General features: G+C 41.4%; 19 protein-coding genes. 8 read left to right on the top strand and 11 right to left on the bottom strand.

Features of this window, described 5'->3' with window-relative positions; translation table 11 throughout:
- Positions 1 to 134 precede the first annotated feature (134 nt).
- Complete coding sequence (locus B9T36_RS18510) at positions 135 to 1,145, bottom strand: putative solute-binding protein (protein WP_086210888.1); 1,011 nt, start codon at positions 1,143 to 1,145, stop codon at positions 135 to 137.
- A 254-nt stretch (positions 1,146 to 1,399) separates the two neighbouring features.
- On the bottom strand, positions 1,400 to 2,410 hold the full coding sequence (locus B9T36_RS18505; protein ID WP_171264511.1) for a putative solute-binding protein: 1,011 nt from the start codon (positions 2,408 to 2,410) through the stop codon (positions 1,400 to 1,402).
- A 230-nt stretch (positions 2,411 to 2,640) separates the two neighbouring features.
- Here B9T36_RS18505 and B9T36_RS18500 point away from each other — a divergent pair, with 230 nt between their 5' ends.
- Entirely contained in the window at positions 2,641 to 4,578 is a 1,938-nt protein-coding gene (locus tag B9T36_RS18500; protein WP_086210887.1) for an ATP-binding cassette domain-containing protein, read from the top strand.
- Positions 4,579 to 5,186: 608 nt separating this feature from the next.
- On the opposite strand, the gene B9T36_RS18495 is transcribed toward B9T36_RS18500, so the two are convergent.
- From B9T36_RS18495 to dnaA, 5 genes are all read right to left on the bottom strand, one after another.
- Positions 5,187 to 5,555 (bottom strand): hypothetical protein, encoded by a 369-nt coding sequence (locus tag B9T36_RS18495; RefSeq protein ID WP_086210886.1) that lies wholly within the window; start codon positions 5,553 to 5,555, stop codon positions 5,187 to 5,189.
- 170 nt (positions 5,556 to 5,725) lie between these two features.
- Positions 5,726 to 8,197, bottom strand: a complete 2,472-nt coding sequence (gene gyrB / locus B9T36_RS18490; RefSeq protein ID WP_086210885.1) for a DNA topoisomerase (ATP-hydrolyzing) subunit B — start codon at positions 8,195 to 8,197, stop codon at positions 5,726 to 5,728.
- Positions 8,198 to 8,249: 52 nt separating this feature from the next.
- Positions 8,250 to 9,332, bottom strand: coding sequence for a DNA replication/repair protein RecF (recF, locus tag B9T36_RS18485; protein WP_086210884.1), 1,083 nt, complete (start codon positions 9,330 to 9,332; stop codon positions 8,250 to 8,252).
- 15 nt (positions 9,333 to 9,347) lie between these two features.
- Complete coding sequence (dnaN, locus tag B9T36_RS18480; protein WP_086210883.1) at positions 9,348 to 10,496, bottom strand: DNA polymerase III subunit beta; 1,149 nt, start codon at positions 10,494 to 10,496, stop codon at positions 9,348 to 9,350.
- A 110-nt stretch (positions 10,497 to 10,606) separates the two neighbouring features.
- Positions 10,607 to 11,986, bottom strand: coding sequence for a chromosomal replication initiator protein DnaA (gene dnaA, locus B9T36_RS18475; protein WP_086210882.1), 1,380 nt, complete (start codon positions 11,984 to 11,986; stop codon positions 10,607 to 10,609).
- A 661-nt stretch (positions 11,987 to 12,647) separates the two neighbouring features.
- On the opposite strand from dnaA, the gene rpmH reads away from it, so the two are divergent.
- The 5 genes from rpmH to mnmE all read left to right on the top strand — a co-directional run bounded on the left by rpmH (position 12,648) and on the right by mnmE (position 16,760).
- Complete coding sequence (gene rpmH / locus B9T36_RS18470) at positions 12,648 to 12,782, top strand: 50S ribosomal protein L34 (protein ID WP_000831329.1); 135 nt, start codon at positions 12,648 to 12,650, stop codon at positions 12,780 to 12,782.
- A gap of 34 nt (positions 12,783 to 12,816) precedes the next feature.
- Positions 12,817 to 13,206 carry a ribonuclease P protein component gene (gene rnpA / locus B9T36_RS18465; RefSeq protein WP_086210881.1) on the top strand — a complete coding sequence of 130 codons (390 nt, stop codon included), beginning with the start codon at positions 12,817 to 12,819 and terminating at the stop codon, positions 13,204 to 13,206.
- 9 nt (positions 13,207 to 13,215) lie between these two features.
- A complete protein-coding gene (gene yidD, locus B9T36_RS18460) occupies positions 13,216 to 13,536 on the top strand; it encodes a membrane protein insertion efficiency factor YidD (RefSeq protein ID WP_086210880.1) in 321 nt (106 codons plus the stop codon).
- 5 nt (positions 13,537 to 13,541) lie between these two features.
- The gene (gene yidC / locus B9T36_RS18455; RefSeq protein ID WP_086210879.1) at positions 13,542 to 15,305 is read left to right on the top strand and encodes a membrane protein insertase YidC; all 1,764 of its coding nucleotides are present in this window, start codon (positions 13,542 to 13,544) and stop codon (positions 15,303 to 15,305) included.
- A gap of 99 nt (positions 15,306 to 15,404) precedes the next feature.
- The gene (gene mnmE / locus B9T36_RS18450; RefSeq protein WP_086210878.1) at positions 15,405 to 16,760 is read left to right on the top strand and encodes a tRNA uridine-5-carboxymethylaminomethyl(34) synthesis GTPase MnmE; all 1,356 of its coding nucleotides are present in this window, start codon (positions 15,405 to 15,407) and stop codon (positions 16,758 to 16,760) included.
- Between the two features lie 28 nt (positions 16,761 to 16,788).
- Here the strand turns inward: mnmE and B9T36_RS18445 are convergent, their stop codons facing one another.
- Both B9T36_RS18445 and B9T36_RS18440 read right to left on the bottom strand, forming a co-directional pair.
- Entirely contained in the window at positions 16,789 to 17,952 is a 1,164-nt protein-coding gene (locus tag B9T36_RS18445) for an MFS transporter (protein ID WP_086210902.1), read from the bottom strand.
- Positions 17,953 to 18,118: 166 nt separating this feature from the next.
- Positions 18,119 to 18,385: a metal/formaldehyde-sensitive transcriptional repressor gene (locus B9T36_RS18440; RefSeq protein WP_086210901.1), complete on the bottom strand. Its 267-nt coding sequence runs from the start codon at positions 18,383 to 18,385 to the stop codon at positions 18,119 to 18,121.
- Positions 18,386 to 18,442: 57 nt separating this feature from the next.
- Between B9T36_RS18440 and dmeF the strand changes: the two genes are divergently transcribed.
- Complete coding sequence (gene dmeF, locus B9T36_RS18435) at positions 18,443 to 19,417, top strand: CDF family Co(II)/Ni(II) efflux transporter DmeF (RefSeq protein WP_086210877.1); 975 nt, start codon at positions 18,443 to 18,445, stop codon at positions 19,415 to 19,417.
- A gap of 109 nt (positions 19,418 to 19,526) precedes the next feature.
- Positions 19,527 to 20,228 carry a DsbC family protein gene (locus B9T36_RS18430; RefSeq protein ID WP_086210900.1) on the top strand — a complete coding sequence of 234 codons (702 nt, stop codon included), beginning with the start codon at positions 19,527 to 19,529 and terminating at the stop codon, positions 20,226 to 20,228.
- Positions 20,229 to 20,278: 50 nt separating this feature from the next.
- On the opposite strand, the gene B9T36_RS18425 is transcribed toward B9T36_RS18430, so the two are convergent.
- Entirely contained in the window at positions 20,279 to 20,530 is a 252-nt protein-coding gene (locus B9T36_RS18425) for a GlsB/YeaQ/YmgE family stress response membrane protein (protein WP_086210876.1), read from the bottom strand.
- 172 nt (positions 20,531 to 20,702) lie between these two features.
- On the bottom strand, positions 20,703 to 21,017 hold a 315-nt coding region (locus B9T36_RS18420), incomplete at its 5' end, for a transposase (protein WP_139841376.1).

The raw sequence follows: 21,017 nt of genomic DNA, 5'->3' as shown, positions 1-21,017 counted from the left end.
TTCACTCGGTTCATAACTACTCATTTCCTACGCGCTATACAAATTAGCGGCATCAAAACCATTTAAATCAGTCGATTAAAAACAAAAAAGAAAGCTCAATTTAAACTGAGCTTTCTTGGAATACATTCAGAAAATTATTCACCGCCCAGTGAGCATTCAAAGTTGGCTTTATCCACCGAGCAACGAGCTTTTTTCAACACCGACATCATCGCTGGGTCATAAATGCCTCGTTTGGTCATATCCATCCGGCCATCACGCAACATTTTTTGATATTTGGTTTTGTCTTCTGCGCTGAGATTCATTTTGTATTTTGCAGGAATGCCTGCTTCTAAACGGCCTATCATCGCGATGCTTTTCGGTAGGTTTTTCACAAACCAATCTCGCGATTTTTGTCCAAAGCCTGCAGGAAATTGATCTGGGCGAATCACAAAATCAGCGGTCACTTGTAGTACAGGGAAGTTAAACATGGCGCCATTTGTGCCTAAACCTTTATAAATTTCTAGGGGTTTATAAGCATAAGCAGGTGCGCCGACCATATCGACTTGACCATTATTAAACTTCGCCACAAAGTTAGACACATCAGAAATCACCGCTTGCGCACCGACGCGTTGTACCATGATTTTTTGCGCATCGTCATAGCCCAAAACCGCAAACTTTTTGCCCGCCGCTTTTTCAATGGAATTAATGCTTTTATCGCGTACAAAAATAAAAGCCGAACCTAAAGGTGCAATCCCAGCCACTTCGTATTTTTTACCTCCAAGATTGGTCACCATTTTTGCCGCATTACGTTGATCCAATGCAAAAGTAATCGCGCGTTGTGCAATGGCATTGCTTGGCGCTCCGCCCAATGCATCAATAGAACCGACAAATTTATTGTACTGGCGCGCGCGCATAGCGGTCATAAACACGCCATCACACTTGCCTGCTTTAAAGTCGTTATCGGCAACGGCTTCATCTTGGCGAGGGATTAAATTAATTTCAGCTCCCCAGCCTTTTGCCGCCAAAGCCCATTCTTGCGCCATTTGATAGGACTCACCTGATTTGCCAAGCAAGTCAAATACACAGATGTCCACTTTAGCCGCTTGTGCCGTCGACGCCACACCCAAAGCAGAAAAAGCAGCGAGTGCGAGGGTTAGTTTTTTCATTCTTATGTCCTTGTTCATTTTGTTGTTTGACAGGTGTCCATACACATGCAAAATATTAAGCAAGTTAAAATTAAAAAAATAGAGCATTTACTCAAAAATCACTGTCAATTGGGCAAATTTTTTTGCTTTTCTCAATCTCTTATTTTCGGATGATTTATAAACTACTTTAAATTCATAATTTTAAAATAAAAAACCTGTATCATCCGCTTTACATGAATAATGCTTAATATTACAAAGAAATACAGCTTTTCGCCTTATTCACCACCCAATGAACATTCAAAGTTCGTGCGTTCAACCGTACAACGGGCTTTTTTCAGCACGCGCATCATGCCTGGGTCATAGACTCCTTGTTTGGTTAAATCAATGCGCCCTTCGCGTAGCATACGCTGATATTTTTCTTTATCTTCTTTACTCAGTTGCATTTTGATTTTGCTTGGAATGGCCGCTTCTAGTCGCTGCACCATGGCAAAGGATTGCGGGATTTTTTGTAAAAACCATTGTCGCGATTGCGCGCCAAATTGGGCAGGAAAACGCTCGGGTCTGACAATTAAATCTGCAGTGACATTGACCACGGGAAAGTTAAGCATAGCCCCTTTAGAGCCTAGACCTTTTTCAATTTCTAAGGGTTTATACGCATAAGCAGGTGCAGCAACCACATCCACTTCACCTGTATTAAACTTTTTTATAAAGTTGGAGATATCCGACATCACAGGAACAGCGCCTACCCGCTCTACCATCACCCGTTGTGCACGGTCATAATGCAGGATGGCAAATTTTTTACCTTGCGCTTTCTCAATAGTGTTCAAACTTCGGTCTTTGACAAAAATATAAGCTGAACCAATTAAGCCAATGCCTGCCACTTCATAGTTTTCCCCTTGTAATGTGGTGGTCATGCGTTTGGTATTTCTAGGATCGAGTACATATTCCACGGCCTTTTGTGCAATTTTATTGCTCGGCACTCCGCCTAAGGCATCAATCGAACCGGCGAACTTGTTATAGGTGCGCGCGCGCATCGAGGTCATATACACCGCATCGCATTTATCATTTTGAAAGGCCTTATCGGCCAAGTCTTCGTCCTGAAACGAAATCAACTGTACCTGTGCGCCCCATTTTTTACTGACCAAAGCCCATTCTTCTAAGAATTTATAAGATTCACCTGCTTTACCCAGTAAGTCAAAGACACAGACTTGTTGCTTCGCCTGCACCATACTGGAGAAAGCGCACAGTGCGAGTGTCGATAAAATAAAAATTCCTTTTCTTTTCATTATTATCCCTTCATGTTTTTTGTTTTACTGGGGAAATATATCTGTGTGCTATTTCTCAATATAGGTCAAAAAAGGTCAACTTTTAGCTTTCCGACCAAAGGTCAAAGGGTTTCATCCTCCCCTTAAAAGTAACTATTCAAGATTTCAGTTCAGATAAATTTTGAATGTTTAGTCTTTTGCTGACGCATCCATTAGAATAGGCGCACCTTTTTCTGATATTTGATAGTTCCATGATTCAGCTTGATCAAGTTTCATTGCGCCGTGGTGGACGAGTGTTATTTCAAAAAGCCTCCATGCAAATCCATCCGGGTTGGAAAGTTGGTCTCACCGGTGTCAATGGTGCTGGAAAATCAACCCTGTTTGCTGCACTCTTAGGCTCGATCGGTCCTGATGATGGTACCCTGAGCCGTCCTGCTGTATGGACAGTGGCGCACATGGCGCAGGAAGTAAAAGCCTTAGATATGGCTGCGATTGATTTCGTCCTGACTGGTGATGAAGAATATTGGAACATTCAACAACAGCTCAACCATCCTGAACAGTTAACTGACACTGAACTGGCTGATTTACATGGCCGATTCGACGAAATTAACGGTTATTCTGCACCCGCTAAAGCCGCTCAGCTTATGGCGGGTCTGGGTTTTATGGAACATCAAAACCAACTTTTGGTTTCGAGTTTCTCTGGTGGATGGCGGATGCGTTTAAACTTAGCACGTACTCTGATGAGCCGTTCGGATTTATTATTACTGGATGAACCGACCAACCACTTAGATCTCGATGCTATTTTATGGTTAGAAGATTGGTTAAATGCCTATACAGGTACCTTGATTTTAATTTCACATGACCGCGATTTCTTAGATGCCATTACTAACCGTATTTTGCATATCGAAAATCAAGAACTCACCCTCTATAGCGGTAACTATTCTACCTTTGAAACCACTCGTGCAGAACGTTTGGCACAACAACAACAAGCCTATGAAAAGCAGCTCGAAACACGGGCACATATTCAAAAATATATTGATCGTTTTAAAGCCCAAGCCACTAAAGCGCGTCAGGCACAAAGCCGAATTAAACAACTGGAACGGATGCAGTTACTTGCCCCTGCGCATGTCGATACCCCGTTTACCTTTAGCTTCCGTGAACCCACCAAAATGAGTTCACCACTGCTGACTTTAGAGCAGGTTGATATTGGTTATGGCGACAAACTGATTGCCACCAATATCAACCTACAAATCACCCCGACGAGCCGGATTGGCTTATTGGGGATGAATGGTGCAGGTAAATCAACCTTAATCAAATCCTTGGTTGGTGATTTACCTTTACTCGCAGGACAACGCAAAGCTTCCGAACTGCTGAATATTGGCTATTTTGCACAGCATCAAATGGATTCACTGGATGAATCGGCCAGCCCAATGCTGCAATTGGCACGAATTGCGGATAAAAAAATCAGTGAAGCGACCTTACGTGCCTTTTTAGGCAGTTTCGGCTTTAGTGGCGAACGCATGGATACCCCTTGCGAGAGCTTCTCAGGCGGTGAACGTGCGCGTTTGGCATTGGCTTTAATCGTGTGGTTACGTCCCAATGTCTTGATTCTAGACGAACCGACCAACCATTTAGACTTAGATATGCGCCATGCCCTGACCATGGCTTTACAAGACTATGAAGGTGCAGTGGTCTTGGTTTCACACGAACGCCAACTGATTGCCAGTGTGTGCGATGACCTCATTTTAGTCCACGCTGGAAAATCCACCGAATTTGAAGGCGATCTACACGATTATGCCAACTGGTTACGCCAAGCGCGTCTAGAGATGATTAAACAAGGTGGACAAATAGCACCTGTGGTGTCTAAAGTCAGTGAGCAAAAAACGCTCATTTCCAAAGTGGATAAAGAAGCGCAGCGTAAATTGGCTGCACAGCGCCGTGAACAAACGCGCCCGATTCGTAAAAATATCGAAAAATGTGAAAGCCTGCTAGCAAAGCACCAGCCACGTTTAGTCGAAATCGAAAGTTTACTTGGTGATGCTGGCCTATATGACGCTGCACGCAAAGATGAACTCATGAAATTGATGAATGAGCAAACCGAACTGAAAAACCAAGTCAGTGAAGCTGAAGAACAAATGCTAGAGCTGATGATGGAACTTGAAGAGCTCGAAAGTTCATTCGAAGACTAAAACATTCTATCTAACACAGCTACCACTGCCCGTGATGCACAAGCATCGCGGGTTTTTTTATGCTTTTTCATTTTTATCGGCGGACTTTGGCTGAATGTTTTTCAAACACTCTCCAAACGGACCTTTTTGATATAAAAATCAATCCAGTTTTCCATCAAGAAAATTATATTTTTTTAAAATAAAACATATACTTATAAAAAATAATAACTATTATTTAGATATTCTTAAAAAGTGATTTTTCGATTATTTAATTCTGCTAAATTAATAAAATATTCAATCATGTAAACTCAAATAAACTTAATTATGCGTGTCCAAAGCACAATTTTCTGTAGCAAAACATCTCGGCCACTAAACAACAGCAACATTTCAAATTATTCAAAAACAGTTTGTTTTGAATTTAAAAGGACAAGGTAAACAGAAAAGCGGTTTTTAAATTCAAAAAATATCACAACTTTTAAATTTAGATTCTTCAGATCACATCCATTGTGGATAAAATTATACGTATTTTGACACCTAATATAAAGCGTATTTATATTTTATCCACAGCTTGGTGATGCTTATTTATTCGATTCTTTTAGCTAAAGTTAACCCTTTTTAGCCGTTTTTCTTTAATTTAAAACGGCTCTTTTCGCCTTTAAAAAACGTAATTCTTGTATTTTCCAACCCCGATCGAAGATCCATGTTTCTTGGATTTGTTGGCGATTTTCAACCAAACCAATCAAAACCTGACAGCGTGTTTGGTCTCGGTTAAACTCAAATTCTTCAAATTCGACATCAGGTTTTTGAGGTTTCCAAACCCCATTTTTCACCGCATGTGCGATCTTTTCATAGCGTGTATAGTTGCTTTCTACACGATCGGCTTGCTCATAGACCACTTTAAAATGCTCATCTTCATATTGAGCTAAAACTTCATAATTACCGGTGAAAAATGCATTCACCCAAATGTCGCGTACTTGTTCTAGTTGGTTATCCATCATAATGACCTCACATTTTGCACTGTGCAAAAAGACTTGATACTTACATCATGACATCGCTATAAGTCAGTTTAATAACATTGTACATTGCTTATATTTTATTCAAAAGCATAAAAAATGCTGTAAAAAAAGCACTCTAACGAGTGCTTTTTTCTATGTATTTTGTAAAGCGTTTAAGCATCAATATCCGCATTCAGTGCATTCTCTTCAATAAATGCACGACGTGGTTCCACGTCATCACCCATCAAACAAGAGAACATACGATCAGCCTCAATCGCATCCTCAATCGTCACTTGTAGCATGTTGCGGTTTTCAGGATCCATTGTGGTTTCCCAAAGCTGGTCCGCATTCATCTCACCCAAGCCTTTATAGCGCTGAATCATCATACCGCGACGTGAATCAGACAAAATATGCTGCCAGACTTGATGGAAGTTGGTGACTGCAATTTTACGATCACCTTTTTGCAGGTAAGCACCGTCTTCAAGCAGCGTGAACCAGCTCTTGGAGTTTTTCAGCAAGCGTGCATATTCACCTGAACCCAATAAACCCGCATCTAGTAAATAACTGTGCGGCAGATTGTGTACATAGATGGTGATACGAGGCAAATAAGTCTCGATCTTTTGACCATCTGCCAGCTCTTTTTCAAACATTTCTAAGCTCAGCTCAGGACGCAAGCTTGGCTGAATTTCTGCCACAGCGCTACGCACTTGCTCAGCCCACTGCTCAACATAAGCTCGATCATGATTGTGATCAAGCTTAAAGCCTTCCACAGAAATCAATGCATCTAGAACACTGGCAGGATAACGAACTGTTAGACGCTGCAAGCTCTTCTGAGACGTTTGATAATCTGCAATCACATTCGCCAAAGCTTCACCACGAATTGCAGGTGCAGCTTCACTAACGTGTAATTCAAGCTCATCAATTGCGTTTGAAATTAAATAGGTTTCAAGCGCATCATTATCTTTAATATATTGCTCTTGTTTGCCTTTTTTCAGCTTGTATAACGGTGGCTGTGCAATATAGATATAACCACGTTCTACTAGCTCTGGCATTTGACGGAAGAAGAAAGTCAACAATAAGGTACGAATGTGCGAACCATCCACGTCCGCATCGGTCATGATGATGATTTTATGATAACGCAATTTGTCCGGGTTGTACTCTTCACGACCAATACCACAACCTAATGCCGTAATCAGCGTGCCCACTTCTTGTGATGAAATCATCTTGTCAAAACGCGCACGTTCCACGTTTAGGATTTTACCTTTCAACGGTAAAATCGCTTGCATCTTACGGTTACGACCTTGTTTCGCACTACCACCCGCAGAGTCACCCTCGACCAGATACAATTCAGACAATGCAGGATCTTTCTCTTGGCAATCCGCCAATTTACCAGGTAAACCAGCAATATCTAAAGCACTTTTACGACGCGTCATTTCACGCGCTTTACGCGCCGCATCACGGGCACGAGCTGCATCAATAATTTTGCCTGCAATGGCTTTTGCCGCTTGTGGGTTTTCAAGCAAATATTCAGAGAATGATTTATTCATTGCCTGTTCAACCGCCGGTTTCACTTCACTTGAAACCAACTTTTCTTTGGTTTGTGAAGAGAACTTCGGATCAGGAACTTTCACTGAAACAATCGCAGTTAAACCTTCACGAGCATCATCCCCTGAAACGGCTACTTTCTCTTTTTTGAGTAAGTTTTCATTTTCCATGTAGCTGTTTAAGCCACGGGTTAAGGCTGCACGGAAACCTGCTAAATGCGTTCCGCCATCTTTTTGTGGAATGTTGTTGGTGAAGCAACGGACATTTTCTTGATAAGTATCATTCCACTGCAATGCCACTTCGACCCCAATGCCATTTTCCGCTTGTACGGTAAAATGAAAAATGTCATTTAGATGTGTTTTGCCTTGGTTAATATATTTCACAAACTCAGACAGACCGCCTTCGTAGTCAAACACATGTTCCGCATGGATACGCTCATCGCGCAAAACGATGCGCACGCCTGCGTTCAAGAAAGACAATTCACGTAAACGGCGTGCCAAAATATCGACATTGAAAATAGTCTGACTAAAAGTTTCAGCACTTGGCCAAAAACGTACAGTTGTTCCTGTCGTTTCGGTATCACCAATTACTGCTAAAGGATAAACAGGATCACCATGTTTGTATTCTTGTTGGTGAATATGCCCGGCACGGTGAATCGTCAATTCTAACTTACGTGACAATGCATTCACCACAGATACACCTACACCATGTAGTCCACCTGAAACCTTGTAACTATTGTCATCAAACTTACCGCCTGCGTGCAGAATAGTGAGAATAACTTCTGCTGCAGAAACCCCTTCTTCAGGGTGAATATCGGTCGGAATACCACGGCCATTGTCCGATACACTGACAGATTCATCTTCGTGAATCGTCACCAAGATTTCATCACAGTGACCTGCAAGCGCTTCGTCGATCGCATTATCCACCACCTCAAACACCATATGGTGTAAGCCTGAACCATCATCCGTATCACCAATATACATACCTGGACGTTTACGTACTGCGTCCAATCCACGTAATACTTTGATACTAGAGGAATCATAAGCTTTTTCTGTGGTTTGTTCCGTTTGAGAAGCAGCTTGTTGATCTTCTGAACTCATGGTTTCTCCCTAGCGAAAAATAGGTCTATCCCGTGATGGGTAAAATCTAAAATCATTGTGCGACAACTTGAACTTGACCATTTTCAACACAGAATAATTGATAAGAAATAGATAAATCATGTAAGTGATTTTTGACTGATTCATACTCTAAAGTGGTAATAAAAACTTGACTACCTAGTTGGCTCAATCGCTCAATTAAACGTTGTTGTGCTGTTAAATCTAATTCTGCTGTCAGATCATCTAATAATACCACAGTTTCCTTATTACAGGCATGCAGCATTGCAATCTGTGACAGTTTTAAAGCTATGATTAACAGCTTTTTTTGTCCCCGTGAAAGCACCACGTCCGCATCACCTAGGCTTGTTTTTAAACGTAAATCTGCCTTATGCGGCCCATATTCCGTATAGCGGCGGTCAAGGTCTTTTTGATGGTGACTTTGCAGGTCATGCAGTAACCCTACATCGGTGTGAAACCCTGGACTGTATTCCAAGTCAACCTGAATATGTGGCAAAAGTTGTTTTAAATCTTGCTCAAAAAAGTCCTTCCATTGCTCCACAATACTCACTCTTTGCGAATGTAGCATTTCTCCATAATCACTGAGCATTTTGTTCCACGGTTCCAAGTCTACCAAACTTAAATTTCGTCGTGTTTTAAGTAAACTGTTCCGTTGTTTTAAGGCACGCGAGTAATATTGCCATGCATGATAAAACTCTGGTTCCACGTGGAACATCAACCAATCGAGTAGCTGCCTTCTCGGCTTCGCACCATGATCAATAATATCGGTACTTTGTGGATCAATCAGTTGTAGGGGAAGAATTTTGGCTAACTGCCCTTGGGTGGCAATGTTGTCACCATTGACCTTAATCAACTGTTCACCTGACAACAGCTTCTGCATGCCAATCTTTTCTGTACTGGACTGCGCGAAAATTATGGCATCTTGGGTATCGGTTTGAATGTAGTTTTTAGGAATATGGGTACGGAAGGAGCGCCCTGTCGCTAGCAGATGGATGGCTTCCAAAATTGAGGTTTTGCCTGAACCATTTTGCCCATAAAAAACATTAAACGGTTGCAATCCATGGAGAGCAACCGTCTTTAAATTTCGAACACGTTCGATATTTAAACGCGTAATTTGCATGCGTCAACCTAAGTCTTAAACACGCATTGGCATAACAACATAAGTCTGATCTTGATGCGCAGGGTCTTGAACCAAAACCGACTGATTGGCTTCGGTCATGGTCATAGACACATCATCACCATCCAATGCACCTAATACATCCAAGATATATTGGGCATTAAAAGACATTTCCATTGGTGCATTACTATATTGAATCGCCAAGTCTTCTACGGCTTCATCTTGTTCTGGGTTATTCGCACGAAGCTGTAGCGTATCGGCATCAAAATTTAAGAACACACCACGTAGTTTTTCATTACTTAAAATCGAAACACGTTGTAAAGATTGCTTAAAGACATCATGTGCAATTAAGACATTTTTATCACCACCACGTGGAATCACACGGCGATAGTCAGGGAATTTACCATCAATCAGTTTCGTCGTGAAACGAACAGTGGTTTCACCTTGTTCTTTGTCACGACTAGCAATTGAAATGGTCACATTCAACAGCTCACGACCAATCAACAATGCCAATTGCTCATCTTCAATGCTCAGTAAACGTTGTAATTCAGCTACAGCTTTACGTGGCACAATGGCTTGGATCAACTGGGTTGCATTTGAGCTGGCGACAGTTTCACACAGCGCCAAACGGTGACCATCAGTCGTGACTGCACGTAATTGATTGTTATCAATCTCAAGTAAAGTCCCTGTAAGGTAGAAACGTACGTCTTGTACCGCCATAGCAAAAGCAGTTTTTTCAAATAAACGCTTTAATTCACGCTGCGTCACCGCTACTTGGGTGCCTTGCGTGTTTTCTGTGCTTAAAAGTGGATAATCTTCAGCTGGTAAAGTCCCGAGAACAAAACGGCTATTGCCTGACTTTAAAATACAGCGTTGATCTTCAGTAATCTGTAAGTCAATTAAGGCTGCAGTTGGCAAAGATTTACAAATATCCATCAACTTACGTGCAGGAACAGTTGTTTCACCCGCTTGTAAACATGCCCCATCAGCAAGTGTGGTACTGGCAACCAGCTCAACCTCTAAATCAGAGCCTGTAATAGTCAAAGACTCTTGATTTACTTGAACTTTGACATTTGAAAGAATGTTTAAAGTATGGCGACGTTCAACCGCTCCTACGACATGTGATAGAACATTAAGTAAGCTTTCTTTCGCGATTTTTAAACGCACGATACATTCCTCGAAAAACTGAAGATAAAAGAATAAATAAAAGTGTTTTTAGCAGTGTACTATGCGGCAGAACATGCCGCATTGCAAGAACAGAATTTGAACAATCACACTTAACTTTGTAGTAAGCGCTGTAAGTTTTTATAGTCCTCATTGAAGATCGGATCTTCATCTCTCAGACTGACCACTTTTTCACAGGCATGCATCACCGTACTATGATCACGCCCACCAAAAGCCATCCCAATTTCAGGGAAACTGTCGCCCGTTAACTCACGCGCCAAACCCATCGCCAATTGGCGTGGGCGTGCATAAATACGGGTACGTTTAGGTCCAACCAACTCTTTCAGTGGAATTCTAAAGTACTCACTCACCACACGTTGAATATTTTCAGTACTGATGGTTCGTGCACGAATCGCCAAGACGTCTTTTAAAGACTCACGCACGACATCTAAGTCAATCGCTGTGCCTTTAAAGCGCGAAATGGCCACCACTTTATTCAACGCACCTTCAAGCTCACGAACATTCGCAACGACTTGTTGTGCAATAAACAAGGCACAATTTCGCGGCAGTTCGACGTCATTGCTTTCTGCTTTTTTCAGCAAAATTTCAATTCGTGTTTCAATATCTGGTGGTTCAACCCCCACCGATAAGCCCCACGAAAAACGTGAAACCAAACGAGGGTCTAATTCAGTCAATTCTTTTGGATAGCGGTCAGAAGTCAAAATAATTTGCTTAGACTCATCTAAAAGTGCGTTAAATGTATAGAAAAACTCCACTAAACTTGCCTCTTTTCCTGCAAGTAAGTGAATATCATCGACCAATAATAGATCTAAAGATCGGCAATTTTTCTTAAATTCTTCCACTTTGCCCTGTTGCAAAGAGCTGACAAAATCCTGCACAAAACTTTCAGCCGTCATATACATGACGCGCGCATTAGGCTTGGCTTGCAATAAAGCATTACCAACCGCCTGCATTAAATGCGTTTTACCCAATCCAGTCGGACCATATAAAAATAATGGATTGTGCTGAGAAGCCCCCAACTGAGTCAAAACCTTACGACATGTTTCAGCAGCCATCTGGTTTGAACGCCCCTCAACAAAAAGTGAGAAACTAAATAAAGGGTTAAGCTGACGTTTACGATTATTTTTAGCAGGACTTTCGTCTTTTTCTTTTTTAGGGCGCTGCACAGGCGTAGGTGCTGACTCTAAAGCTGCAGTTGTGGTTGCAGGTTGTTCAGCCGCAGATAAAATCGCCCCAGGTCTTGAATCGACTAGAATTTCAACCTTACGCACACGTCCTTCAGAGAGTTGTTCAACTAAAATAGTAATCAACTCAAGATGGTGTTCTTGAATGTAACGTGTCCAATAGGGATTCGGCGCATACAGACGTAATGTGTCATTTAACTCTTCTGCAACTAAAGGGCGTATCCACATCGTAAAGACATTCCCAGATAGCTCTTGTCGCAAGCGAGTTAAGCAGTCCGTCCAAAGCATGTGAAACCCCTATTCATTCCATCGATAATTAATAAAAATACGAAGCACCCACCGAAGCGGGTCGCCATTCTAACCAAGTTATCCACATCTGTCATGGGAAATTCTGTCGATATTGCTCAAAAAGACTACTTATGAAAACAAATTTAAATTCAAATGCTATTGTGGATAAGCTTATCCTCAAACTGTGGATAGAATATAGCATAAAGTTATCCACAAACTATTATTTTTATAAAAACAACTTTATCCACACCATATAATTATGTTTTTTAAATAGAAAAGTGCAATTTCCACAGAAAAATACAACCCTAATAGTAATAAATTTAAATTTATAAATTTGAATTTATTTATAAGAGCGTTGTTTTTTGGGGATAACTTCGCTTGAGATATGAATTTAAATTTAAAACATTGCAATGTAATTGAATTTAAACAGCTGTGGATAATTATGTGAATAATCTTGCTGATAACTTATATCACTTTAATAAACAATAATCTAGCTTGTGTATAATAAAAAACGCTGTGTAATAAGCGATTTGAGCTTTTATTGCAGGGATACATTAAAAACAAGTTAATTTTGCAAGAAAATCTATTTTTCATTGACAGCTCAAGCAATGAACACTAAAATCGCGAACCTTCATTGAATGATCATTTTTGGAGTTTCGATATGAAACGTACATTCCAACCATCTGAATTAAAGCGTAAGCGCGTTCATGGTTTCCGTGCTCGTATGGCTACTAAAGCTGGTCGCCAAGTATTAGCTCGTCGTCGTGCAAAAGGTCGTCACAGCTTAACTGTTTAATCAATAGTTAACGCTTAAAGCGATTTTGGGTGTTATGACTACACTTTATGGCTTCAGCACAGAGGTTCGTATTCGCTGTGCTGCCGATTATAAAAGTGTCTTCGATGGTGCGCTTTTTAAAGTGCATCAACCCCATTTCTTATTTCTAGCAAAACTGACCGAACAACCTCATAGTCGTTTGGGTATTGTTGTTGCTAAAAAGAAAGTGCGTCGTGCACACGAAAGAAATAGAGTAAAACGTTTGGCTCGCGAAAGCTTTCGCTTGCATCAACAGCAATTAACTTTAGATATTGTGGTTATGCCTAAAATGGGGATAGAAACAGTGCCTAATGCAGAGTTGCACCAGCAATTACAATTTGCTTGGCAAAAATTACAACGTCTTGCCAAAAAGCATCAAAAAATAGCTCCCTCCCTGCAAAAGTAGAGATGGCCAATGGTCCGGTTACTGCATTGGTTAATTCGATTTTATCAAATTGCGATTAGTCCTTTACTTGGACCGCGTTGTCGTTATATCCCTACATGTTCTCAATATTCATTGGAAGCAGTCCATACACATGGTGCTGTGCGTGGTGTGTGGTTGGCTACTAAACGTATTTGCCGTTGTCATCCTTGGGGTGGATCGGGGTATGACCCTGTCCCAGCTAAAAGGATTCGTTTTATCTCTTTTCAGCAAATAGATTCTCAAAAGCGTCTGCTTGCTGTACCCTTTCGTGATTGTTTCTTGAACCAAAATCACTCTAACCACTTGGGGTAATAGATATGCAACAATGGGCCAGGTTTGCCATTCTCGGGGCCATGTTTGTTGTCGCTTATTTGCTTATTTTGGCTTGGCAAAAAGATTATGGACATGCGGCAACTCAGCAACAGCCTCAACAGGCTGCTGTAGTTTCGCATGAAGTATCTGCAGATTTGCCAAATGCTCAAACGGCTTCAGCAGCGTCTGATATGCCACAAGCAAATATCGCGACTCAGCAACCAGTTACAGAAGTTAAAGCATCTGTAAATCAACAGCTTATTTCAGTACAAACTGACCTTTATCATCTTTGGATTAACCCTAAAGGTGGTGATATTGTTCGTATTGAATTGTTAAACCATGACAAGAGCAAAGACAGCAATGAAGCATTTGTCATGCTGGAAAGTGATGCGAAACGTACTTATGTGGCGCAGTCTGGTTTAATTGGTCTTAATGGTCCAGACAGTAATCGTAGCGGTCGCCCAATGTATGAGATTGAAAAATCTGCTTATACATTGAATGATGCTAAAGCGGTTCAAACGGAAGATGGTAAAAGCATCAAAGTGTTAACTGTACCGATGGTACTGAAAACAGCGGATGGTGTGGAAATCATTAAAACCTTTACCTTCAAGCAAGGTGACTATCCTATTGTTGTGAACCATAAAGTGGTGAACCGCAGTGGTCAAAACTGGCAGGGTCAAATGTTTGGTCAACTCAAACGTGACAACTCTGAAGATCCAGGTAAGTCAGACCAAGGTATTTTCACATTGGGCACTTTCTTAGGTGGTGCTTGGGGTTCGCCAGATGAACATTATAACAAGCTGAAATTTGCTAACTTCAATGAAGAAAAATTGAATGTTGAAGCGAAAGGTGGCTGGGTTGCTATGGTTCAGCACTATTTCGTCAGTGCTTGGATTCCAGGTGACTTAAAGCTTACGCAAGCTAACGGTCAACCGTATGTTGCAAAATTAGAATCGCGTAAGTCGACTGATGATATGAATATCATTGGTTTTACTTCACCAACAATTACTGTGCCTGCAGGAACAGTGGCTGAGATTGATGCGACTTTCTATTCAGGCCCTAAAGTTCAATCTGAGCTAAAAGAATTAGCAACAGGTTTGAACCAAACTGTTGATTATGGTTGGTTATGGCCAATTGCGAAATTGTTGTTCTTGGGTCTTGAGTTCTTCCACGGTTTAGTGGGTAACTGGGGCTGGGCAATTATTCTGTTAACGGTCTTGGTGAAACTGATTCTGTGGCCATTGTCGTCTAAGAGCTATCGCTCAATGGCGAAAATGCGTGTTATTGCACCTGAAATGCAACGTATGAAAGAAGAGTTCGGTGAAGACCGTATGCGCTTCTCTCAAGAAATGATGGCACTGTATAAACGAGAACAAGTCAATCCGCTTGCTGGTTGTTTGCCATTGTTATTACAAATGCCAATCTTCCTTGCATTGTACTGGGTATTGATGGAGTCTGTTGAACTTCGTCATGCACCATGGTTACTTTGGATTCAAGATTTGTCAGCAATGGATCCGTGGTTTATTTTACCGCTGTTGATGGGCGCAACCATGTTCATTCAGCAGTCTTTAAATCCACAGCCTGCAGACCCGATGCAAGCCAAAGTATTCCGCATCATGCCGATTGTTTTTACAGTCTTTATGCTGTTCTTCCCTTCGGGCTTGGTGTTGTACTGGATTGTCAACAACAGTATCACGATCATTCAACAAACGTTGATCAACAAATCTGTTGAAAAAGATCGCTTGAATAAGGAAAGTGCGTCGAGCTAATCGAGGCAACTTTTCGCGAAAAGCTGAATAAATCCGCTTAAGATGGTAATCTTAGGCGGATTTTTCTTTGCGCGTTTTTAAGATTTTTAGGTGAATGTTATGTACAACCGAACTACGATTGCTGCTATTGCAACACCACCTGGGCGTGGTGGTGTCGGGGTCATTCGCCTATCTGGTCCTAAATCGTACGAGATTGCACAGGCCTTGACTCAAAAGGACTTACCGAAAGCGCGTTTTGCAGGTTTTCGCCAGTTTTATGATGCATCTGGTGAAGTGATGGATGAAGGCTTAGCGATTTGTTTTCCGAACCCGAATTCGTTCACTGGTGAAGATGTGGTTGAGTTGCAAGGGCATGGTGGCCCTGTGATTCAAAATGCTTTACTGGGACGTTTGTTGGAGCTTGGTGCAATTGCTGCAAAAGCCGGTGAGTTTTCCATGCGGGCTTTTGAAAATGGCAAACTGGATTTGGTACAGGCGGAAGCGATCGCTGACTTGATTGATGCGACATCACAAGCGGCTGCACGTTCTGCAGTACGTTCATTACAAGGCGCATTTTCAACTAAAGTAAATCGTGTGCTGGAGCAATTGATTCATCTACGTTTGCATGTGGAAGCTGCTATTGATTTTCCTGAAGAAGAAATTGATTTTCTTGCGGACGGGAAAATTTTAAATCTTTTAGATGGTGTTACGGCTGCTGTGAACCAAGTGCAACAATCGGCTCGTCAAGGACAGTTACTGCGTGAAGGTTTACAAGTAGTCATTGCAGGGAAACCGAATGCGGGTAAGTCATCACTACTCAATGCTTTAGCGGGCATTGAACGCGCCATTGTGACGGATATTGCAGGTACGACGCGGGATGTCTTACATGAAAAAATTACCCTGAATGGTTTACCTATAACACTAACCGATACCGCGGGTTTGCGTGAAACAGGTGATATTGTAGAAAAAGAAGGGATCCGCCGTGCCATTAAAGAAATTGAGCAAGCCGATCTGTTACTTTTGGTTTATGACTTAAGTCAAGGCGAAGACCCACTCAAACTGGCGCAAGCATATTTTGCTGAGCATATTGAACCGAAACGTTTAATGCTGATTGGTAATAAGTGTGATTTGATGAAAACAACATCACATATCGAAGATTTTAACGGCTTCCGTCATATTATGGTTTCGGCCAAGCAAGAAACTGGCGTTCAAGCGCTCATAGAGGCGATTACAGCGCATGCAGGCTTCCAGCCAGAAGAAGATACCTTTATTGCGCGTACACGCCATTTAGACGCAATGAAACGCACTCAGCTCTATCTTGCTGAAGCCCGTGAACAATTGGTGGTGTATAACGCAGGTGAGTTAGTCGCAGAGTCGCTCCGTTTGGCACAAAATGCCCTCGGTGAAATTACAGGGGACTTTAGTGCGGATGATTTACTTGGGAAAATTTTTGGATCGTTCTGTATTGGAAAATAACACTGCTATTGATGAAAAAACCCTCTGATTAGGGCTTTTTCATATTTAAAGTTAGAGGTGTACTGCTCTGATGTGAAAACCACAGATAAAAACACAATATACCAATAGCAATACAAAAGCTGATCACTGCGAAACTTAAGCCAAAGTGATCTGCTAGATAGCCCACAGCTACAATGGGCACAATCGTGCCTAAATAACCGATAAAAAGATAGGTTGACATTACAGCCGCTCGGTTTTCTGTGGTGGTCATGGCATAAATCAGACCAAAAGCACCAATCAAAGTTAAACCGTGCCCAATTCCCACTAAAAAATCGCTGATAAAGAAAAATATACTCAGTTGAAACAGCATACACAAAGCTAAAATGCCTAGGCTTAGGATCAAGGTGATTAAGCCATAGTTGAGACACTGATTAGCAGGTATGGCTCTGGCAAAATACTGCACCACGGCAGAGATAATCAAAATACTGGTAATGGCTGAGCCACTGACGAGTGGGCCATGCCACGGCAGAATATCACTGACAAATGACGGAGATAAAGAAGCAAATAAGCTAAATGCAGCAAAGGCACTAAATGCGGTAAATCCAACAATCAAAAACAACTGATGATATTGTACTTCTGGTCGGAGTAGTTTCGGAGCAAGACTAAAGGGCTGTACTGTAAACGTGGGAGATTGAACCCAAAATAAGCCAAAGAAACACACTACAGCACCAAGAATAACGGGGAGATAAGGGCTGACCAAAGGGTATTCTGAAAATTGAGCAATCAGGCCACCAATCAGCGGGCCTAAGCCAAAACCTACTGCGGTAATCATCGAACTCAGTTGTGGCGCAATTTGTTGATGACTTTTCGGTACGGTATACATTAGTCCCAATAAAGCTGAAGTGGTCATCAAACCAGACGCAATACCAATAATAAAGCGCCCCAAAGACAGGATTAGAGCATTAGAAGCATAGACAGAAATCACCAATCCCACGGTGATAAATACCAACCCGACTTGTAAGGTACGTAGATAGCCGATGCTATTACTGGTTCGTCCAAGAAAGAGTAATGTGGCAAGACAGCCGAACATATAAGCCACAAAAATATAGGTGATCTGACTCGGCATCAGATGCCATAAGGCTTGGTATAGGGGGTAAAGCGGACTGGCCAAAGCTGTCCCCATTGTTCCCATCATTAAAGCAAGGCTAACCATGCAAAATGGACGCCAAGATGTGGTTGTTGTCATGCAAATGCCATGAGGCTCTCTGTCAAAACAAGTGATCTGTTTAAACAGTGAGAAGAAAATGATAGAGAGCAACAGTGTATCGGCTTGAGGAAAAAATGGTCAACTAAAAACTTGAAAAAGAACGCAATAAAACTTAGCCGTAACGTTTCAGCAGTTTTAAGAACTCAGCTAACTCTTCTTCATTGACCTGTTCTGCATGTGCTAAAACATGATGGCGTAAGTGGGCTTCAACGAGTTCATTCATTAGCCCATTGACTGCACCTTTTATGGCAGCAACTTGTTGTAAAACGTCGATACAACTGGCTTCTGGATGCGCAATGGAGTGCTCAACAGCGTTCACTTGCCCTTGTAAACGTTTTACGCGGTTTAAAATTTTTTTATCTTTATGCAAATGACTCAACACATTGCTCCAAAAAATAAATATACTGTATGGGAGTATATTGGTGAATGATTTTAAATGCAAAATAGCCCATCACGTCAGCACACGCATCATTTTGATGAAGGTAATCCACTGGCCCAAAAACGGATATTAATCGCGACCATTTTAACGGCAGTCATGATGTTATTAGAAGTGATTGGTGGATGGATTTTCCAATCAATGGCTTTACTGGCAGATGGTTGGCATATGAGTTCGCATATGCTGGCACTGGGTTTAGCGTATTTTGCCTATCGTGCTGCACGGCATTATGCCCATGATCAACGCTTTAGTTTCGGCACATGGAAAATTGAAATTCTTGCTGGTTATAGTAGTGCAATTTTGTTGATGGTGGTGGCGGGTTTTATGGCTTTTCATTCAGTTGAACGCCTATTTTCTCCTGTACAAATTCATTATAACGAAGCAATTCCAATTGCGATTTTAGGCTTATTGGTTAATTTAATCTGTGCATGGTTGCTGCACGATGGCGACCATCACCATCACCATCACCATCACCATCACCATCACGCTCATGATCATGCAGCAGAAGTACATGCCCATCATCATGATTTAAATCAGAAAGCTGCATTTATGCATGTGGTGGCAGATGCTGTGACGTCTATTTTTGCTATTATTGCTTTGATTTTTGGTAAGTATTTTGGTTGGGATTTTCTTGACGCTGCCCTTGGGATTGTGGGGTCAATATTGGTGGCAAAATGGGCATGGAGCTTAATGCAAGAAACGGGAAAAACCTTGTTAGATGCTGAAATGGACCATCATGTGGTGGAAGAAATTCGCGAGGTAGTGGCAGAACTACCACATACGACTTTGACCGATTTACATGTTTGGAAAGTAGGTAAAGGCAAGTTTTCCTGCATTTTGGCTTTAGAAACGACATTGGACTTAAGTGCAGATCAGGTGCGTGAGATGCTGTCGATTCATGAGGAAATTGTTCATGTTTCAGTCGAGATCAACTCTATTTTATTTGATGTTCCACGTGAAACTTTGGTCGGTTGATCGTTCTGTCATGTTGGGTTTCGGTAAAGCATAAGAAAAAATGATTCAATGCTTGAATAATACACTCTACACTAGCGCCGTGGTTCTCCGATTGAAAGAGCAAAAAGTGATGATAAAAAAACTGGGTTTGGCACTACTTACAAGTGCAATTGCAAGTATGAGTATGGCCAGTGTAGAAAGTGTTCAAGCCAACTTAAAAAAGAATTATCCAAATATTAATGTTCAAAATATTCAAAAAACAGAAATGTCGGGCATTTATAGCGGATCTTTAGATGGCGAAATTGTGTATTTAGGTGAAGCGGCTGAGCATGTGATTGCAGGTTCAATGGTGCGCTTAAAAGATCAGAAAAATTTAAGTGCAGCTTTATATGTGCAACAAAATTCGCTCGATTGGAATAAGCTGCCGTTAAAAGATGCCATTAAAATGGTTAAAGGCAATGGGAAACGCCAATTGGCTGTTTTTTCAGACCCGAACTGTCCTTACTGTAAGCAGTTAGAGGCTGAGTTGAATAAGCTGAATGATGTGACCATCTACACTTTTATTTACCCCATCAAGGCACAATCAGTTGCACCATCGAAGCAAGTATTTTGTGAAGCAGACCCTGCCCTTGCGTGGAAAAATTTGATTGCGAAAGGAACTCAGCCGACATCGAAAAAACCGTGTACTAATCCAATTGAACGTAACTTACAATTGGGACAGAGTTTAGGCTTACAAGGAACGCCTGTGGTTATTTTCTCAAATGGTTTTAAAGTGAATGGCGCTGTGCCTTCAACCACCATTGAAAATATGTGGCGTGAACTGGGCTTATAATAGTCCAAATATAAAAAGCACCTGCAAAGGTGCTTTTTTTAATGGATGTTTTAGGCTTTTTTGGTGACCATGTTATAGATGAATAAAATAATGATGGCCCCAATAACTGAAGCAATAAAGCCTGCTGCCGAGCCTTCACTATAGAGACCAAGTAAACGACCGCCATAGGTAGCTAAGAGTGAACCTGCAATCCCCAGTAACGTGGTAACAATGAAGCCTGCTTTATCATCACCAGGATGAATGGCACGCGCGATGAGACCTGCAATAAAACCTACGACAATAGCAACAATAAGTGACCACATGAGCCAACTCCTTTTTTTATCATGTCTTTGTTTTTAAATCATGTGCAAAAATATCATCGGGTATAATGCGACTATGCAGTAGAGTGAATCTGCTAAAAACTGTATGTTTTATGTACTTATGTGATAGTGAAAATAAAAAAAGTGGCCTTCGGCCACTGCTGTCCCATAAATATTACAAGAAGAACCTCAACTGAGGTTCTTCTTGCTTATTCCACTTCTTATCAGGAAGAAATAGTGCTTTTAAGAGCTTCCTTTCAAATAAATTCACCTGAATAATTCTTAATAATCTTTGAACACTCCATCCTTCCTGCGCCATATGTTTCGCAAAACTCACCAGTAAATAGGCAATTAAGGCAATCCATATTTGTGTTTGGATCGCATTGCGACTACGGCCTAAAAACGATTTCAATTTTAGGTTTTGCTTGATCGCTTTAAAAAATAGTTCTACCTTCCACCGATCTTTATAAATTGCAGCAATGGTTGATGC

Origin of the sequence: Acinetobacter sp. ANC 4204, from assembly GCF_002135205.1 — a bacterium.
Lineage (GTDB): Bacteria > Pseudomonadota > Gammaproteobacteria > Pseudomonadales > Moraxellaceae > Acinetobacter.
The sequence above is the reverse complement of the archived record's forward strand: the minus strand, read 5'-3'. Positions and strand labels throughout refer to the sequence as shown.

Excerpts from the sequence above, each read along its gene's own strand:
- B9T36_RS18500 (WP_086210887.1), top strand. The coding sequence starts at position 2,641 with ATGATTCAGCTTGATCAAGTTTCATTGCGCCGTGGTGGACGAGTGTTA.
- B9T36_RS18510 (WP_086210888.1), bottom strand. The coding sequence starts at position 1,145 with ATGAAAAAACTAACCCTCGCACTCGCTGCTTTTTCTGCTTTGGGTGTG.
- B9T36_RS18495 (WP_086210886.1), bottom strand. The coding sequence starts at position 5,555 with ATGATGGATAACCAACTAGAACAAGTACGCGACATTTGGGTGAATGCA.
- mnmE (WP_086210878.1), top strand. The coding sequence starts at position 15,405 with ATGTACAACCGAACTACGATTGCTGCTATTGCAACACCACCTGGGCGT.
- rpmH (WP_000831329.1), top strand. The coding sequence starts at position 12,648 with ATGAAACGTACATTCCAACCATCTGAATTAAAGCGTAAGCGCGTTCAT.
- recF (WP_086210884.1), bottom strand. The coding sequence starts at position 9,332 with ATGCAAATTACGCGTTTAAATATCGAACGTGTTCGAAATTTAAAGACG.
- gyrB (WP_086210885.1), bottom strand. The coding sequence starts at position 8,197 with ATGAGTTCAGAAGATCAACAAGCTGCTTCTCAAACGGAACAAACCACA.
- dmeF (WP_086210877.1), top strand. The coding sequence starts at position 18,443 with ATGCAAAATAGCCCATCACGTCAGCACACGCATCATTTTGATGAAGGT.
- B9T36_RS18505 (WP_171264511.1), bottom strand. The coding sequence starts at position 2,410 with ATGAAAAGAAAAGGAATTTTTATTTTATCGACACTCGCACTGTGCGCT.
- B9T36_RS18445 (WP_086210902.1), bottom strand. The coding sequence starts at position 17,952 with ATGGTTAGCCTTGCTTTAATGATGGGAACAATGGGGACAGCTTTGGCC.
- yidD (WP_086210880.1), top strand. The coding sequence starts at position 13,216 with ATGGTCCGGTTACTGCATTGGTTAATTCGATTTTATCAAATTGCGATT.
- yidC (WP_086210879.1), top strand. The coding sequence starts at position 13,542 with ATGCAACAATGGGCCAGGTTTGCCATTCTCGGGGCCATGTTTGTTGTC.
- rnpA (WP_086210881.1), top strand. The coding sequence starts at position 12,817 with ATGACTACACTTTATGGCTTCAGCACAGAGGTTCGTATTCGCTGTGCT.
- B9T36_RS18425 (WP_086210876.1), bottom strand. The coding sequence starts at position 20,530 with ATGTGGTCACTTATTGTTGCTATTGTCGTAGGTTTTATTGCAGGTCTC.
- B9T36_RS18430 (WP_086210900.1), top strand. The coding sequence starts at position 19,527 with ATGATAAAAAAACTGGGTTTGGCACTACTTACAAGTGCAATTGCAAGT.
- dnaA (WP_086210882.1), bottom strand. The coding sequence starts at position 11,986 with ATGCTTTGGACGGACTGCTTAACTCGCTTGCGACAAGAGCTATCTGGG.